General features: G+C 46.5%; 15 protein-coding genes. 12 read left to right on the top strand and 3 right to left on the bottom strand.

The annotated features are described in order from the left end of the window. Positions 1-9: 9 nt before the first annotated feature. The 6 genes from ASG33_RS07835 (at position 10) to ASG33_RS07810 (ending at position 5,237) form a co-directional block, all read left to right on the top strand. Complete coding sequence (locus ASG33_RS07835) at positions 10-534, top strand: hypothetical protein (RefSeq protein ID WP_056282188.1); 525 nt, start codon at positions 10-12, stop codon at positions 532-534. Between the two features lie 214 nt (positions 535-748). Next, positions 749-1,699, top strand: coding sequence for a fasciclin domain-containing protein (locus ASG33_RS07830; protein ID WP_056282185.1), 951 nt, complete (start codon positions 749-751; stop codon positions 1,697-1,699). An 81-nt stretch (positions 1,700-1,780) separates the two neighbouring features. After that, on the top strand, positions 1,781-2,824 hold the full coding sequence (locus ASG33_RS07825) for a sensor histidine kinase (protein ID WP_056282181.1): 1,044 nt from the start codon (positions 1,781-1,783) through the stop codon (positions 2,822-2,824). A gap of 45 nt (positions 2,825-2,869) precedes the next feature. After that, the gene (locus tag ASG33_RS07820) at positions 2,870-3,634 is read left to right on the top strand and encodes a LytTR family DNA-binding domain-containing protein (protein ID WP_056282179.1); all 765 of its coding nucleotides are present in this window, start codon (positions 2,870-2,872) and stop codon (positions 3,632-3,634) included. 18 nt (positions 3,635-3,652) lie between these two features. After that, positions 3,653-4,366: a hypothetical protein gene (locus tag ASG33_RS07815; RefSeq protein ID WP_229238591.1), complete on the top strand. Its 714-nt coding sequence runs from the start codon at positions 3,653-3,655 to the stop codon at positions 4,364-4,366. Between the two features lie 34 nt (positions 4,367-4,400). Next, positions 4,401-5,237 carry a phytoene/squalene synthase family protein gene (locus tag ASG33_RS07810; protein ID WP_056282176.1) on the top strand — a complete coding sequence of 279 codons (837 nt, stop codon included), beginning with the start codon at positions 4,401-4,403 and terminating at the stop codon, positions 5,235-5,237. A gap of 51 nt (positions 5,238-5,288) precedes the next feature. Here ASG33_RS07810 and ASG33_RS07805 read toward each other — a convergent pair whose 3' ends face one another. Beyond that, complete coding sequence (locus tag ASG33_RS07805) at positions 5,289-5,966, bottom strand: DUF421 domain-containing protein (RefSeq protein ID WP_056282174.1); 678 nt, start codon at positions 5,964-5,966, stop codon at positions 5,289-5,291. A gap of 84 nt (positions 5,967-6,050) precedes the next feature. Between ASG33_RS07805 and ASG33_RS07800 the strand changes: the two genes are divergently transcribed. The 6 genes from ASG33_RS07800 to ASG33_RS07775 all read left to right on the top strand — a co-directional run bounded on the left by ASG33_RS07800 (position 6,051) and on the right by ASG33_RS07775 (position 12,301). Further along, a complete protein-coding gene (locus ASG33_RS07800; RefSeq protein ID WP_056282171.1) occupies positions 6,051-6,353 on the top strand; it encodes an LPXTG cell wall anchor domain-containing protein in 303 nt (100 codons plus the stop codon). Between the two features lie 42 nt (positions 6,354-6,395). Continuing rightward, positions 6,396-6,923, top strand: a complete 528-nt coding sequence (locus ASG33_RS07795) for a hypothetical protein (RefSeq protein ID WP_056282169.1) — start codon at positions 6,396-6,398, stop codon at positions 6,921-6,923. A gap of 348 nt (positions 6,924-7,271) precedes the next feature. Next, positions 7,272-8,210, top strand: a complete 939-nt coding sequence (locus ASG33_RS07790) for a hypothetical protein (protein WP_056282165.1) — start codon at positions 7,272-7,274, stop codon at positions 8,208-8,210. A gap of 123 nt (positions 8,211-8,333) precedes the next feature. Continuing rightward, entirely contained in the window at positions 8,334-9,272 is a 939-nt protein-coding gene (locus ASG33_RS07785) for a DUF4249 domain-containing protein (protein WP_162242731.1), read from the top strand. Beyond that, positions 9,269-11,605, top strand: a complete 2,337-nt coding sequence (locus ASG33_RS07780) for a TonB-dependent receptor domain-containing protein (protein ID WP_056282160.1) — start codon at positions 9,269-9,271, stop codon at positions 11,603-11,605. The genes ASG33_RS07785 and ASG33_RS07780 overlap by 4 nt, the downstream gene beginning before the upstream one ends. Positions 11,606-11,662: 57 nt before the next feature. Further along, entirely contained in the window at positions 11,663-12,301 is a 639-nt protein-coding gene (locus ASG33_RS07775) for a hypothetical protein (protein ID WP_056282158.1), read from the top strand. Between the two features lie 71 nt (positions 12,302-12,372). Here the strand turns inward: ASG33_RS07775 and ASG33_RS07770 are convergent, their stop codons facing one another. Then, positions 12,373-13,989, bottom strand: a complete 1,617-nt coding sequence (locus ASG33_RS07770) for a sodium:solute symporter family transporter (RefSeq protein ID WP_056282155.1) — start codon at positions 13,987-13,989, stop codon at positions 12,373-12,375. Positions 13,990-14,028: 39 nt separating this feature from the next. Then, a complete protein-coding gene (locus ASG33_RS07765) occupies positions 14,029-16,161 on the bottom strand; it encodes an alpha-glucuronidase family glycosyl hydrolase (protein WP_082489110.1) in 2,133 nt (710 codons plus the stop codon). Between the last annotated feature and the right edge of the window lie 5 nt (positions 16,162-16,166).

The raw sequence follows: 16,166 nt of genomic DNA, 5'->3' as shown, positions 1-16,166 counted from the left end.
GTTATTATCATGAAAAAATTAACAACCGGGATCGCCGCTCTTATGCTGTTAGCAGGCGGAACGCTTTACGCTCAAAGCACGACCAACCAAACTACCCCAAAACAGGGAACAAGCACAACAACCCAGCAGGGAACCAGCACTACAACCCAGCAAGGCACGAACACTACTACCCAGCAGGGATCATCCGCTTTCGGAACGCAGAACAACAGCACGACGAACAACGCGATCAATCCTACCGGACAGCGTAATACGAATGAGAGTAGCATTCCCGCAACGCAGAACAACAGCAACATGCAGGATAACTCGAATCCGGCAACGCGGAATAACAGCACAACCAACAACGCGATCAATCCTACAGGACAGCGAAACGGAAGTCCGTTCAACGGCAGCTCAACTACGACCAGCGAAATGGATTCAACAAAAAGTAACCTGAACGAAAGCTCTGGTAACGGAACAACGGGCAAGTCGGACATGTCCGATGACCGTTCTAAAAAGAAGCGCAAAGACAAAAAAGGCACTTCCGATCAGAACTAGTCAGAAAGCAAAGCAAGTACTCAAACCCCGGCCCGAAACGACCGGGGTTTTTTTTGTGGTTTTGAGGAAGAAAAATCTCCCATTCACTTCCATTATTTACCACTTCACGCTCTGAGGTTGACTGTTGGCTCCTGGGACGGAACAGATTCAGTTTGTTCTCAGGTTGCTTAGGTGAATGTTTATTCATCTTTCACAACTTTCAACATTTAAAAACATGAAAACAATGCTTAGAAACCAAACCCTGAAAACGTGTATGGTGGCGGCTTTAATGGCTTTTTCGCTCGCGTCCTGCAATGACGACGACGATGATCAGCCAGTGAACCCGGCGACAGGGAATATTCCCGCAGTGGCCTCGGCCGACCCTCAGTTTTCAACGCTTGTAGCCGCACTTACAAAAGCGGAACTGGTGAGCACCCTGCAGGGAGCAGGTCCGTTCACGGTATTTGCGCCCAATAACAATGCATTTACAAAAGCCGGTATCAGCAGCCTTACCACATTGACCAAAGACGCCCTCACTCCTATCCTCACTTCCCATGTGATCAACGGATCAGTGAAGGCTGCTGATGTGAAAAGCGGCACTGTGGAAACGGTCAATACAAACAATGACATCTATCTGTCCAAGAATGCAGACGGTGTTTTTATCAATGGTAACATCAAGGTCATTGCTACCGACGTGCCCGCTTCAAACGGGGTGATCCACGTGATCGACAATGTGATCGTGCCTCCTACCAGATCCTTGGTGGAAATCGCTCAGGCAGATACGAATTTCACTGAGCTGGTTTCATTGGTACTGGCAGCCGACCCGGCGGTTGCGACGGCACTTTCGTCGGCTGCGAGCGGGTTAACTGTGTTTGCACCTACCAACGCGGCTTTCCGTGAGCTGTACAAAACCGCTCCGAAAGCAACCCTGCTGGCACCTGCCAACCGCGCGCTGCTGACCAGCGTACTGCTTTACCACGTGATTCCAAACCGCGTGTTTTCTACCGACCTGCCTAACGTAACAGCGCCGGTACAAACGGCAAATACAACCGGTACGCTAACCTTTGACCTCTCAGGCGGAGCAAAAGTGGTAGGAAAAACAAGTGGCGCATCCAACATCACGGCTGCCAATATTCTCGCGACAAACGGCGTGATACATGTAATTGACAAGGTGTTAATGCCTTAATAAAGTCTTACGAAAGATTGGCAAACTGGCGTACTCCGCTAACTTGCCAATCTTCGTTTTTTATTGATCATCCCCAGGATTATGTTCCAGCTCAGGTACCGGTACGTTTTCATGTTTCTGCTTGGCGGGTATTCGTTTCTGAATACGCTGCTGATCGAAACTTTTGATTATTACCATGTCGGGGCTGACAAATGGGTGATTTTCCTGCTATTTCTGGTTGTTACTGCCGCCATTTGGGAGGGTAACCGGCTGTGGGACAATTGGGTTTCCAGGCAGGAGATCAAACCGTTCTGGGTGCGGATTGTGTATAACTTTGCGGGAAGTCTGGTTATCACAGCAGTTGCGGCATTGGTAACCGGTATTCCTACCGCCTATTATGCTTTGTCACCAAACTGGCAGGAATGGGTGCTGCCGATGAAGCTGCTGCTGATGTTCTGTTTCCGGATCAATTTGTTCCTGAACACGATACACGTCATTTTTCTCTATATGCAGCAGCTGGAATCCAGTCACCAGCAGCTGGAAACCTACAAGCGGATCAGTAGCCAGGCCCAGCTTCAATCTTTAAGAAATCAGGTCAACCCACATTTTTTATTCAATAACCTGAGTGTACTCACGGCGCTGATCGGGCAGGATACCAATGCTTCGATTGAATTTGTTAAGCAGTTTTCCAACGTTTACCGATACATTCTGAAAAGTGATGAAAGCGAGCTGACGCATTTGCGCGACGAGATCGGCTTTATCAATTCCTATCTGTATCTGCTCAAAACGCGTTTCGATTCCGGTTTAAGCATTGATATCAACATTTCCGAAGGTTGCCTTTCGGCCTACATTCTCCCGGTGTCATTGCAAATGCTTGTAGAAAATGCAGTAAAGCACAACATTGTTTCCAAAAGCAAGCCGCTGCACATTGAGATTCTGTGCCTGGATAATGATTCTATTACGGTCAGGAATAATCTGCAAAAGAAGAAGGTAAGCGAAGACCAGTCTACCCACCTCGGTCTGACCAACATTGCGAGGCGATACGATTTTCTGGGACATCAGGGAATCAGCGTGGAAACGGACGCGCATTCATTCAGTGTAACAATCCCATTGATACACCTTAAACCAGACTCACAAAATTCATAAACAAGATAGCGCAATACGCAGACCGACGACCCTTACCCACCAATTATGAATGTACTTATTTTAGAAGACGAGGCGCTTTCGGCGAAAAGAGCTTCCCAGCTTTTGACCGAATATGATCCGGAAATCCAGGTGCTGGATATCCTCGATTCGGTGGAAGAAGCAACCAGCTGGTTTACCCAAAACCCGGAACCCGACCTGCTGCTGCTCGATATCCACCTGGCCGACGGACTGTGCTTTGACCTTTTTGAGCATGTTACCGTGCAGAGCCCGGTCATTTTCACAACTGCTTACGACCAGTATACCTTGCAGGCATTTAAAATCAACAGCATTGACTACCTGCTCAAACCGCTGGACCAAACGGATTTAAATCGGGCACTGGACAAATACCACAGCCTGAACCGCCAGCACAGGAACATTACGGTTTCGGACATTGACAAGCTGCGGTCGACCATACAGCAGCTGACCAAAAAATACAAAACCCGTTTTCTGGTCAGGTATGCGGATACCATTCATTTCAAGAATGTAGATGAAGTCGCTTATTTCTATGCTGACGACAAAGTAGTTTTTATGGTAAGCACGGACGGCAGGAAATACCTGATGGATAGCAAGCTGGAAAGCCTTGAAGAAGTGCTGGACCCGGCGCAGTTTTTCAGGATGAACCGTAAAGTGATCGCCCGGATCGACTCCATTCAAAAAGTAAAAACCCTGCTCAGCTACCGTTTGCAGGTGTTTTTAAAGCCTCCTTTCGAACAGGAGATTTTTATAAGCAAATACAGAAGTCAGGATTTCAAAAACTGGCTTGACAATTAGAAAACGATCCTTCACTTTATGAGATTTATTATTTTCCTATCCTTTATCCTCCTTGCGACCGGTTCCCCGCAGGCATTTGCACAAAAATCAAAACAAGTAAGCGTACACCTGAAAAACGGTTCTGTGATCCGCGGCACGTTGCTCGAAGCAGAGCCTGCTTACCGGCTGGAAACCTACGACAAGAGCGTGTGGCTTTTTCAGAAGGAAGAAGTAGATACGCTTATGACCGAGAAAAGCATTAACCCGAACATACTATATAAGAAAAAAGGATTTGTGCATTACACAGAACTCGGCCCCCTCGCGATGAGCAACCGGGCTTCCAATGGTGTAACCACATCCGCATTCTCTTTCCAGACTACGAATGGTTATAAATTCAATCAATGGATTTACACAGGTTTGGGCGTAGGCGCAGACTTGTATGCAGTGCAGACTTTCGTTCCCGTGGTGCTCAGCTTACGCGGCGATATGACCAGCAAAGGATCCAAGATCCCCTTTTACTTTCTCGAAGGCGGATATGGTTTCAATGCAACTTCCAACGATGTGGACAGTGTGCGTTTCGGCGGAGGCGCCACTCTTTCGGCGGGCCTGGGATTGAAGCTGCTTTTCAATGGGAATACCGGCTTCGTGATTGGCGCTGGGTACCGTTTTCAGCGATCGTCCGTTACCCAGACCGGGGTAGAAAAGCTGGAAGATTTTAACCGGCTTACCTTACGGGCAGGTTTTTCTTTTTGACCAAATATTACAGGCTATTTAAAACTGATTTGTCATGAAGGCCTTATATGACCAACTGTCGGTCTCTTGCAGCAAAAAAACCACGCAGCTGTACAGCACTTCTTTCTCACTGGGGATCCACTTTCTGCAACCCAAATTCCACGATCCGATTTACAGTATCTACGGTTTTGTCCGCTTGGCCGACGAGATCGTGGACAGCTTTCACGGATACGACAAGCACGCATTAATGGCCAAAATCAGACAGGATACTGAGGATGCGATTACGACGGGTATCAGCATCAATCCGATCCTGAACAGCTTTCAGCATGTTGTGAATCAATATGCCATTGAATGGTCGCTGATCGATACGTTCCTGAAAAGCATGGAAATGGACCTGGGCCAAAAGCAGTATAACCAGGACAGCTTCCAGGATTATGTGCTCGGCTCGGCGGAGGTGGTGGGCTTAATGTGCCTGCGCGTATTCACCGAAGGAAACACCGCCCAGTACAACGACCTGCGTTATTATGCGATGAAGCTCGGGGCTGCATTTCAGAAAGTTAATTTTCTACGTGATCTCAAAGCAGATTACGAAGACCTGGGCCGGAGTTATTTTCCCGATGTCAACTTTACCCGCTTTTCAACCGAAAACAAAGAACTCATTCAGCGTCAGATCCAGGATGATTTTGAGCAGGCTCTGATAGGTATCAAAAAACTGCCCGGCTCGTCCAGACGCGGCGTATACCTCGCCTACTATTACTACCAGAAGCTTTTCATGCGGATCAGAGAGACACCGGCCGAGAAAGTAATGGATGCCAGGATCAGGATTCCCAATCACGAAAAGGTCTGGCTGATGATGCACTCACTGATCAGGCATCAGTTCAATATCATGTGAGCTGAGAGCGGATTCCCGCTTGTAAGAAGCGGCGCAGGTCAATTGATGAGATCAGGAGAGGCGTTTGGTGTGAATGGCCTTCACCCAGTCGTCCGTTCCGCACCTTTTACACTTTTTATGTCCATTGTCAATGTGCTCAATGTTGCCGCAAACATAGCAGGCGTACCTGCCCTCCTGTGTTACATTCTTGGTTTTCTGACTATAAAGCTTCGGCATAACAGGCAGTCCGGGCTTCACTTCCTCATCTTCATAAAACAGGAAACTGATATTTCCATTGGGTTCCAAGATCGCCGTACGGACCTGTCCTAAATGTTCAATGCTTTGCTGGCGCATCTCGGAAAAAAACTCGTCTTTAGCGTAGGTTTCATCCCCCGATTCTAAATTGAAAATGCCATCTTCAATGAGGTAAACGGGGGTACCTTCCAGTACTTTCTCAAATTTCTCGTTCTTCATGGCAAACCAGGTAATCAGTCGGTAGAACGCCAGTATGGTGATGAAAACAATCAGCGCGGGAATAATGGCATTTTGTTTGTTCAACATGGGATCACCTGCTGCCGAACCTAAACCTATGATAATGGCGACCTCGAATATAGAAAGCTGCTTGACCCCTTTCTTTCCTGAGGTCCGGAGAAAGATCAAAATCGCGGCAAACATGATGAGGGTCCGGATTACAATTTCGATTGCAAATTCCCAATCCAGATCGTTGATAAACAATGCTTGCCAGTCCAAATTTCAGAGCGTTAAAGTTTCGTAGATTTGGGGGATAGCAAAGAATCATACCAATCATGTTGATTATCAGTAAATAATGGCGCAATGGACTGGACTTTAACCTTAATCGGCCTGATAATTATTGGATTTGGAGGCTATATATGGCGCTTCAAGCGGGTAAATCTTTTAAATAATGTGCCCAAAGGAGCGCGCCTTATAGATAAGGATAAAGCGGCCCGGCTGGGTGGCAGCTATCTGGTTCTGATCGGAATCTGCTTTGTCGTATTTGGCTACGTTCTTGCTAATCTTCCGGACGAAACCATTATCATCATCGTCGCCTGTTTTATTTCGGTCAATATGGTTGTTGTGGTCTCTTACCTGGTAGCGCAGAGCCGGAATATGAAGTAGCTTTTACGGTGTTTGAGGAAACGATTTACCCTTTACTATTCGATGCTCAATCAACTGATCAATGTATTCTGGACGATTGTCTCATTCAGCTTAGTCGGGTGGTATTGGGGTGAATTCTTTTCGGAGAAACAATCTCTTTGGATGCTGTATATTATCTTGGTTATCAGCGTATTCTCATTCAATATTCCTGCAAAATGGATATCGAACTTAAACCTGAGTACAAAAACCCGCACTTATGAACTGGCGGGCATCAGAGCAATGCGCTGGCTGGTTCAGGACGGGATGCTTGTTAACCGGATACAGCAAAAGCTGGGCAAAAAACACAAGGTAATCAGCAGCCGGCAGAGCGCCCGTTCGTACCTGGGCAAAATCGCCATCCAGGAAAGATACCATTATAGTTGTTTCGTCTTCTTCACCCTCAGCGCGGTCAGCGCCATACCGGCAGGAAAACTCCAAATGGCATTGCTCATTACTTTTTGGAACATCATCTACAATGTGTATCCCATTCTCTTACAGCAATACAACCGCCTCAGAATACAGAAATTGCTGGGTCAAGTGGAGCGTATTTGATGATGCCCTGCGGAATGAGCTGAGGCACTTGTCTATGATTTGCCATGGTTCGTCGAAGAACTAATTGCACTTGACGAATTTTTTATTTCATTCAGAGCAGTTAAAGTAAACTTGACCTGTCGTAATGGTGACAACTGTCCCAGGTAAGTATAACTAAATATGAACCAGTCGCCACGATTACATTTACTCGTTCCTATTAATATAAGTGTTTGTTGCCAATCGTTCGGCTTTACGTCTCGAGCTTTTCCCACCAGTTTTAATAAAAAAACTCACCCCAGATTTTGCGGTCGGAGGGTGAGTTGAAACGCAGTTCAAACCATTTTTCACAATTTAAACCGTAGTAAAAGTATGAAGAAATTGTTGCTATTATTATGCGGAGGTGTTTTTTTCCTGTCCTGTGACAGCAAAGAAGGCAGGATCAATCCGTCTACTGACGCCGGGCAGACGTCCTCAGTCAGTGATGTCGAACTTGTCGACGGAGTACTGAAATTCTCTTCCAGAGCTCATCTAAGTAATGTAGTTAAAGACATTGCCGATCAAAAGGATATGACTAACTGGTATACCAAACCTGGTTTCACATCATTATTGAAAAGGCAAAGTGTCATCACCACAGCACAATATGACAAAATCGCTGAAACTGGGGAGTTTGGTGAACTTTCTGACCTTCTGGTATTCAGAGGAAGCGGAGAAAACCAGATATTGGAGAAGATAGTTGATGATCCAAGGTTAGCAGCAGTTTTGAATGATAAAGGATACATAATGATCTCTGACACAGCTTATCACCTTGGAATCGATAAGGCAAGTGCAATCAAAGTTGGCCGGGATAGCGGTGTATTAAAAGAATTCCTGGCAAATCATAACATGCCAGGGGTAAAGTATACTAAAATTATCAATGAACAACTAGAAAATGCCCGTGTACAGGATTATCAAAATACTGACGGAAATCGTCGGATTATTGGTGAATTCAAGCGTCACGTAGCTCCATTCTACAGCTCGCTCGTTGTTAAAGTAAGCTACAAAAAGAAAAACGTAATTGGATGGAGTGGTACAGCAGCAAATCATCTTAGTTTTACGACCTCAGGTACTTATGAGAAAAACGAGGCAGGCTTTATTTCCAGATTTCCTTTTTCCGGATCAGTAAGCGAAAACAATGTGGAAGAAATTAGTCTGTTCGTTAGCGAAGTCTACGGACCTGCCGGTCTGTCCTGGCTTGTCGGTACACGAGCCAACATGTATTGCCAAGTGACGTCTTCCAAATTATATAATGTCAATTTCTATCCCGAGTAAGTATAGTTCAGTTGATTTACATACCCAGGCTATACAGTATGTAAATCCGAGTATTAAAAACCAAACCATATACATGCTTTATGTATATGGTTTGGTTTTGAGCATATTGATCTTACTATGAATATGAAACGCTTCCTTTTTCTCACACTGATACTCTTTGTAGGCTGCAGAGAACAAGACCTTAATATGAATGTGCCATACTCCGGCGACAAACTCGTTTTGTGGGGCAAACTTCAGGCAAATGCTACATTCAAATTACAAGTCACAAAAACATTCAACCCGGTCGGAGATATTCCAAAAGATGTCACAGTGAATAATGCCACCGTCGTATTATATAAAAATGGAAAAACGTACCTGACTCTTTCGCATACCGGGAAAGAGCCTGGGTTTTATACATCCGACAGCTTGATTCAGGCGGGTGCCAGCTATTTTGTACAAGTTTCAGCTCCTTCGTTACCTACGGCTGAATCGGCTGTTGTGACCGTCCCGGTCGAGTTATCGGGGATGACTGCAATACGAACAAAAAATGTTGTTCCGCAAATTAATCATCAAACCCCCCAAGATCTGATAAGCTTATATTTTACAAAAGAAGATGCCTTGCTCGACAAGTACTTCAGTATCAAACTAACTAATTACTATGAAAACGACACACTTTCCAGCTATCCCTATGCTTCGGCAGATAATATACCCGCCAATGAAGAAGATTGCCATACCTGGGGCATAGAAGTAGAGAAGCCTAAATACAATGACAATTTAAAGGCTATTGTTTATCCTCAAAGCCGTGTTTTCCTGATGTCCAATCAGTGCTTACCTGCCCCTGCCGTTCCGGTCAAATTTTATGTGGAAAACGGAACTGATCTGAACGCTACCATCCGCGCCTTGAAAGTAATAGTACGTGTCGGGGTTGTTTCACGAGATTTCTTTGAATATGCGAAAATAGAAAACAAGCAACCAGAGGGTGTTGATCATCTGGTACTTCCCCCGCAGAAGGCATTGACCAATGTCAAAAATGGCTATGGACTTATTTTTGCGTCGAACGAAAAGACCATAGAATTACCATGACCAAGCCATTTGTATTTCTATTCATCCTGTCGTTTATTTTAATTAAGCACGACGCTTTTTCTCAGAAATTCACCGTAAGCGGGACGGTTCGTGATGCTGCCAGTGGCGAACTGCTAATTGGCGCTTCTGTAAGCGATAGCATTTCAGGGATGGGCGTGCAAACCAATTCATATGGCTTTTTCAGCTTTGAAATTCCCTCGTCGGATCACCATCTTAAAGTAAGCTATGTTGGTTATCTGCCGGTATATATTAAAAACATTTCCAGGATTAGTTTCCCTGTTGAAATAAAATTGACTCAGGGTACTCTTCTCAACGAAATAAGTATCAGGGAAAATAATATTCCCAGTGCTCCTATCGGGAAATTGTCAATTCCTATGGATAAAATCAGAGCACTGCCTGCATTACTCGGTGAAGTTGATGTTTTAAAAGCGTTGAGCTACACACCCGGCGTTTCCACGGGTACTGAGGGAAGTGCAGGTCTGTATATTCGTGGTGGGACGCCAGATCAAAACCTGATTTTGTTGGATGAAGTACCTGTTTACAACGTCATGCATTTGGGTGGTTTTTTTTCAGTTTTCAATCTAGCTTCTTTGAAATCCGTGGATCTCTACAAAGGGGCATTCCCCGCACGGTACGGTGGCAGGCTTGCGTCCGTAATCGACCTTACGATGAAAGACGGGAATAATAAAAAATTTGGTGGAGAGCTGGGAATAGGCCTGCTCAACCAGAAACTTACAGTGGAGGGGCCAATCATTAAAAATAAAGCTTCGTTTATCATATCCGGACGGGTCTCCACATTAGGTCTTACTTCCTTGCTCAGTTTACGAAAGAAACCCAGCTCCGGGACAGGAGAGGATCGTGTTTATCGTTTTTATGACCTGAATGCAAAATTCAACTATCAGATCAATAAAACGGATCAGATATATGTAAGTGTTTACAATGGCTTTGACCGGTTTAAGTACACCGAATGGAGTGCCAGCGGTAATGACAAAGAGACAGAAACAGCTGTGGGGAATAATTGGGGCAACACCACAGCGACACTCAGATACAGCAAAGTTGTTTCTCAAAAACTCTTCGCCAGATTTGCCTTACTCTATTCAAAATATGTCAGTGAATTCACGAATAATTTCGAGGATAAGAATATAGATGAGCAACCTGTGAATTTTTACCGGAACACCAATGCCGGCGTAAGCGATTGGGGCGGCAAAATACAATTTGACTATTTTCCTGCAAATCAATTAGCCGTTAAATTCGGCATCGATGCAACAAGGCACTCATTTAGCCCTTTTGTTACAAAGAGTAATTATAATGGTTTGTTCGATAATACCAGAGAAGGACGAATTCCGGCATATCAGACAGACTTGTATGTTGACGGGGATATTGCTGTAACACCGGGGATCCGGTTCAATACCGGTTTACGTTATAGTATTTACAAAGTGAGCGGCCGCACATTCCACAATCCGGAACCACGACTTGGGCTAAGCTGGTCCGTTTTGAACAACTGGACAATGAAAGCCGGCTACTCAGTGATGAACCAATACCTTCATCAATTAACCAACAACGGCTTTGGATTTGGCTATGATGCCTGGGTTCCTTCTACGGATAAGGTGGCGCCTTCAAGGGCAAATCAATTGTCATTAGGGTTATACAAAACCTTCAACTCAGGCTGGGAATTATCGGTCGAAGCATACACCAAAAGAATGAAAAACCTGATTGACTATCCTGACGGAACCAATTTTACCGGCTTGCTGGCCGATTCCTGGGATGCAATTGTTGTCAAAAACGGGATCGGAAGGGGGAAGGGGGTGGAATTTATGGCAGCCCGAAACACTGGTAAATTAACGGGATCGCTATCGTACACCCTGTCTAAATCTGAAAGAAGATTTACAGGAATAAACGACAACACCTGGTTTCCGATGAAATACGACAGAAGACACAATCTGTCCATTACAGCAGGATATGGGATTGGCAAAAAATGGAAGCTCAACAGCACATTTGTATATCAAACAGGGCACGCAGTCACACTACCCGTCGCCGCGACACTTACTGAAAATAATTCCGATCCCAAGTTCATATACGACAATCGGAATAACGGACGAATGCCTAGCTTTCATAGATTGGATATTGGCGCTGTCAAATCCTTAATCACTTCCCGAAAACGAAATGCCGAGCTGAGCATTGGGGTTTACAATGTCTACAACAGAAACAATCCTTTATACCTTGATTTGAAAGTTCAGCGTAGTAATAGTGATTTCAAGCCGACTGCAATTTCCATTAAGCAGGTTTCTTTTTTGCCAATCCTGCCTTATATAGGTTACACACTGAAATTTTAGCTGTATTGTATTACAAAATGAACGGACTTGCCCGCTATTTATCTAAATCAACATTCAATGAAACAACTACACTACACCCTCATTATTTGCTTTTTGTTCCTTGCACCGATTAACCGTACATATGCACAAGGAAATTCAGTAAACACCGAACCTACCGAAGTTTCAGACGAGTCCTCTGAGATGTTGGAAAAGGGCAGCTTCATTGCAACGTTAAATGGCTCGGCTTCGGCGGCTAACGATTTTCAGTCTTTAACCAGAACCTGGTCAATTACGCCTCAAATAGGATATCTGATAGCCGATCGCCTTGTTGTCGGGTTACAATTTTCGATGGGAAAACGTTACCAGAAGGTTAAGTCCGGAAAGTCGGTTACTATTGTGATCCCCGAATATCAATTACATTCTGCTTTACCGGAAATCTATTTGCGCTATTATATTGCGAGGTTCAGGTTAAAGCCATTTGTGCAGCTTGCTTCCGGTTATAATCTCCAATGGGGCAAAGAGTTCACTGATGGTGTTCATAACACTGTCAGTTCCCAGAACCCAACGTTATCAGGTGCGTTTGGGCTGAACTTACGGCTTAGCAGACGTATTGGCTTAGAGGCCCTTTACAATACCCGTTTCGACAACAAATCCCAAATTATTGACGCGAATGAGGGTCTTACATACAGGCTGGGCGTATCTGTTTCTCTTCATTGAGTTTTCCGCCCGTCTCGTCCCTGAATGCAGTCACTACTCTTTCACAAAACCTTAACTTCGTGCAACAACTTCTACCAGAAATAGCTATACAACAAAACCAGCAGCACCAGAATCACCGCGGCGCCTAGTACAAAGCCTTTATGCGCCCTGAACATGGAAGCATCCACTTCCAATCCCTTTTTCTCGTCAGGCAAAACATAGCTCAGGATAAACATTCCGACCACGCAGATCACGAAAACCCAACCCATTCTGTCCAGGAACGGCACTTGCGTCCAGTCCACAAACGGAAGCCAGTTGTTGTGCATACCCAGCGCAATCAGGAAACCTCCTACGATTGCGAACAAGGCACCCGCTGAGTTGCTGCGTTTCCAGAAAAAGCCCATGATAAACGAGGCGAAAATACCCGGTGAAAGCAAGCCTGTCATTTGCTGTATAAACTGAAAACCTCCCGCTTTATCAATCCCCATATAAGGCGAAACCACAATCGCGAGGATCATCGAAACTACGATCACGATCCGGCCAATGCCGACGAGCTGCGCTTCCGACTTGTTTTTCCCAATGTATATTTTGAAAATATCCAGCGTAAAAATGGTCGAAATACTGTTCGCTTTTCCTGCCAAAGAAGCCACGATCGCGGCGGTTAATGCGGCGAAGGAAAGTCCTTTCAGCCCCGCGGGTAACAGATTCAGTAGCACCGGATAAGCTTTATCGGCAACGATCACGCCATTTTCGGTCATTTCCTGCTGGAAAAGTCCCTGGTTATACAATGTGTAGGCAGCGATTCCCGGCAGCACTACGATCACCGGCATCAGCAGTTTGAGAAAAGCCGCAAAAAGCAGTCCGTTCCGGGCGGTTTTCAAGTCTGCGCCGAGTGCGCGCTGGGTAATATACTGGTTGCAGCCCCAATAATTCAGGTTCACGATCCACATCCCGCCGAGCAAAACCGTGAGTCCGGGCAGCTCCATGTAATGCGGGTTGTCTTTGCCGAGGATCATTTTAAAGTGGTCGCCATGATTCTCGCGCATCATTTTCAGTCCATTCATCAGACCGGTTGTATCGAAATTGTCAGAGACCAGGTTAATGGCAATGTAGCTCGTGGCAAGTCCGCCGATGATCAGGAAAAAGACTTGAATCACGTCTGTAAAACCGATTACCTTCATGCCTCCGACCGTGATAACAATGGAGAAAATGGCCAGCCCCCACATACACAGATCGAAATCAAGCCCTGAGATACCCGATACCGCGAGCGCGCCGAGATACAGGATCGACGTCAGATTGACCAGTATATATAATCCCAGCCAAAAAATCGCCATGATCAGACTCACCGTGGGATTGTACCGCTGACTGAGGAATTGTGGCATCGTGAAAATGTTGTTTTTCAAATAGATCGGCATGAAAAACAGAGCGACGATCACCAGCGTCGCCGCCGCCATCCATTCATAACTGGAAATCGCAAGGCCCATCGAAAATCCATTTCCCGACATTCCGATAAACTGCTCGGCAGAGATATTGGATGCGATCAGCGACGCCCCGATAGCCCACCACGTCAGCGACCCTTCGGCCAGGAAAAAGTCTTTGGTAGAGGCGGCTGCGCTTTTCTTCCGGTTGTAAATCCAGTAACCGTACACGGCCACAATGATGAAATAGATAAAGAAAATAATGTAATCCAGCGACTGTAACTGTTTCATCGATAAGTTGTTTGTAAAAATAAAAAGGGGATTACACTCCTACCGCATCAGGTAGATACTCACCGATTTCTTCACCTCTTCCAAAGTCCGCCCAGGCGGCGTCAGACCTTTGGGAACGGGCTGCCGGGAGAAGGTTTGGAGATACAAAAGCCACGCATCGCGCCACCAGATCGCCTCCCGGCGCTGCACTTGCAACCGCCCGGCTACGTCGGCGTACACCATTGGATTAAGGTCTTTTTTCGCCAGGTCCCATTGCTGCTGCATCCACGATACCGAGTCTGCACCTGAGTACAAACGATGACAGAGCTCGTCCCAGAGCGTGCGGCCGCTGCTAAGCTTTTTGTTCCAGCTTACGTGGTGAAACCAAAGCAGATAAGGCAGCGGAGTTTGGTCGGGATTCTGCCATTGTGCCTGCACCTGCGGCCTGTATTGGGCTAATGCATTGCTCCCGGATGCTGTGCGGTCGAAGCCTAACCCGGCAGAGTCGGCGCGGTGGTAGTAAGTGGCAGTCCAGTCCGGGCGGGCGCCACGGCTCTGCCAGGGTTCGGGGGCAAAATGCACGCCCATCCAGGGGCGCGACAAGCCGAGGGGCGTGTTATAATCAACATAAATTTCGCGGGAACGAAGCATCATTTTGGTAATGTGTTCGCTTGATTTCGGATTGCGCGTTAATGTGAGCTGCGTCCATTCAGAGGCAATCTGTTCAGAACTAAGCTGGTGATTCCAAGCGAGGCGGCCGAATGCATACCAGTTGGCCTGCGCCAGCGGGTGACCGGTCCAGTTTCTATCGCTGCCGGTATTAGCTACGCCAGCCATTAAGGTGCGTTCATAATTGTGCAAACTCCCGTCGATGACCTTCGCAACCGTCGATCCCTGCCCATTGACCCAGGTATCCGCATCCAGACATTCTTTGAAAATCGGTGCCTCGTACACCGCATGCGTGGCAAAACCGAGGTATTCCTGCGTAATCTGAAATTCCATTCCCAGCGGCGTTTTGGGCATATTGCCGAACAAAGGCGAAAATGGCTCGCGCGGCTGGAAATCAATCGGACCATTCTTTACCTGTACAATCACTTTGGGATCAAACTGGCCGTCGAGCGGCACAAATTCTTCATAAGCAGCTTTGAAACGATCGGCATTCGGATCGGCTTTATATACAAATGCACGCCATACCACAATGCCCTCGTACGGTTTAAAAGCTTCGGCCAGCATATTGGCACCATCTGCATGCGTACGCCCGTAATCCTGCGGTCCCGGCTCTCCCTCAGAATTCGCTTTGACCAAAAATCCGCCGAAATCAGGAATTGTTTTATAAATCTCCGCAACCTTATCCGCCCACCAGGCACGCACTTTCGGGTCCAGCGGATCAGAGGTAGTCAGTCCGCCGAGCGTTTTGGGCGCAGCAAAATAAACTGACAAATACGTCTTAATTCCATATTTCCGCAGCACATTAGCAATCGCCGCGACCTTGCCGATGTATTCCTGCGACATAAACCGTGCGCTGGCATTCACATTGTTCAGGACAGTGCCATTAATTCCCAGCGAAGCATTGGCGCGGGCATAATCCTCATAGCGGGGATCCACGCGCTCGGGTAGTTCATACCATTTCCAAAGCGAACCGCCTGCATAACCGCGCTCGATCGTTCCGTCAGTATTATCCCAATGGTTGAGCATCCGATAGCGGATTTTAGGTGCGCTGGAAACGCTGAGATTTTTCATCGGCTGCTGCATTTGCAAATGCCGGAGCAGCGCAAAAGTGCCGTACAAAATGCCGCGCTCCGACTGCGCGCTGATCACAATATTTCCGGAAGCCAACTGAATCTGATAACCCTCCTGTGTAGTACCATCGCCAGTGGCAGGTTTCAGCGAAAATACTATCCCGCCGGTTCGGCTCCCAGCCATAGTAACTGCCGGAACATTCTTACCAATAAGCTGCTTCAAGCCTTTTTGCAGCTCTTTCAATGCACTGCCTGTGATTTCACCTTTTTCAGCGTTCGCTATGAATGAAGCATATTTCAGATACTCCGCTTTTGCGGCGCTGCTCGTCACCGGTTCGTATTTAAGCCACAGCCGGTAACCATCGTCACCATCCGACGCGATGGGGCTGCTCGCGAGTGTCGCTGCGCAGGTGAGCAGGAAGCTGAAAAGGATTGACAGTAATATTCTAAACATCATTC

It is taken from the genome of Dyadobacter sp. Leaf189 (assembly GCF_001424405.1).
GTDB lineage: Bacteria > Bacteroidota > Bacteroidia > Cytophagales > Spirosomataceae > Dyadobacter.
The sequence above is the reverse complement of the archived record's forward strand: the minus strand, read 5'-3'. Positions and strand labels throughout refer to the sequence as shown.

Bases quoted from the DNA above. Each gene is read 5' to 3' on its own strand.
- ASG33_RS07835 (WP_056282188.1), top strand. From the start codon at position 10: ATGAAAAAATTAACAACCGGGATCGCCGCTCTTATGCTGTTAGCAGGC.
- ASG33_RS07830 (WP_056282185.1), top strand. From the start codon at position 749: ATGAAAACAATGCTTAGAAACCAAACCCTGAAAACGTGTATGGTGGCG.
- ASG33_RS07825 (WP_056282181.1), top strand. From the start codon at position 1,781: ATGTTCCAGCTCAGGTACCGGTACGTTTTCATGTTTCTGCTTGGCGGG.
- ASG33_RS07820 (WP_056282179.1), top strand. From the start codon at position 2,870: ATGAATGTACTTATTTTAGAAGACGAGGCGCTTTCGGCGAAAAGAGCT.
- ASG33_RS07815 (WP_229238591.1), top strand. From the start codon at position 3,653: ATGAGATTTATTATTTTCCTATCCTTTATCCTCCTTGCGACCGGTTCC.
- ASG33_RS07810 (WP_056282176.1), top strand. From the start codon at position 4,401: ATGAAGGCCTTATATGACCAACTGTCGGTCTCTTGCAGCAAAAAAACC.
- ASG33_RS07800 (WP_056282171.1), top strand. From the start codon at position 6,051: ATGGACTGGACTTTAACCTTAATCGGCCTGATAATTATTGGATTTGGA.
- ASG33_RS07795 (WP_056282169.1), top strand. From the start codon at position 6,396: ATGCTCAATCAACTGATCAATGTATTCTGGACGATTGTCTCATTCAGC.
- ASG33_RS07790 (WP_056282165.1), top strand. From the start codon at position 7,272: ATGAAGAAATTGTTGCTATTATTATGCGGAGGTGTTTTTTTCCTGTCC.
- ASG33_RS07785 (WP_162242731.1), top strand. From the start codon at position 8,334: ATGAAACGCTTCCTTTTTCTCACACTGATACTCTTTGTAGGCTGCAGA.
- ASG33_RS07780 (WP_056282160.1), top strand. From the start codon at position 9,269: ATGACCAAGCCATTTGTATTTCTATTCATCCTGTCGTTTATTTTAATT.
- ASG33_RS07775 (WP_056282158.1), top strand. From the start codon at position 11,663: ATGAAACAACTACACTACACCCTCATTATTTGCTTTTTGTTCCTTGCA.
- ASG33_RS07770 (WP_056282155.1), bottom strand. From the start codon at position 13,989: ATGAAACAGTTACAGTCGCTGGATTACATTATTTTCTTTATCTATTTC.
- ASG33_RS07765 (WP_082489110.1), bottom strand. From the start codon at position 16,161: ATGTTTAGAATATTACTGTCAATCCTTTTCAGCTTCCTGCTCACCTGC.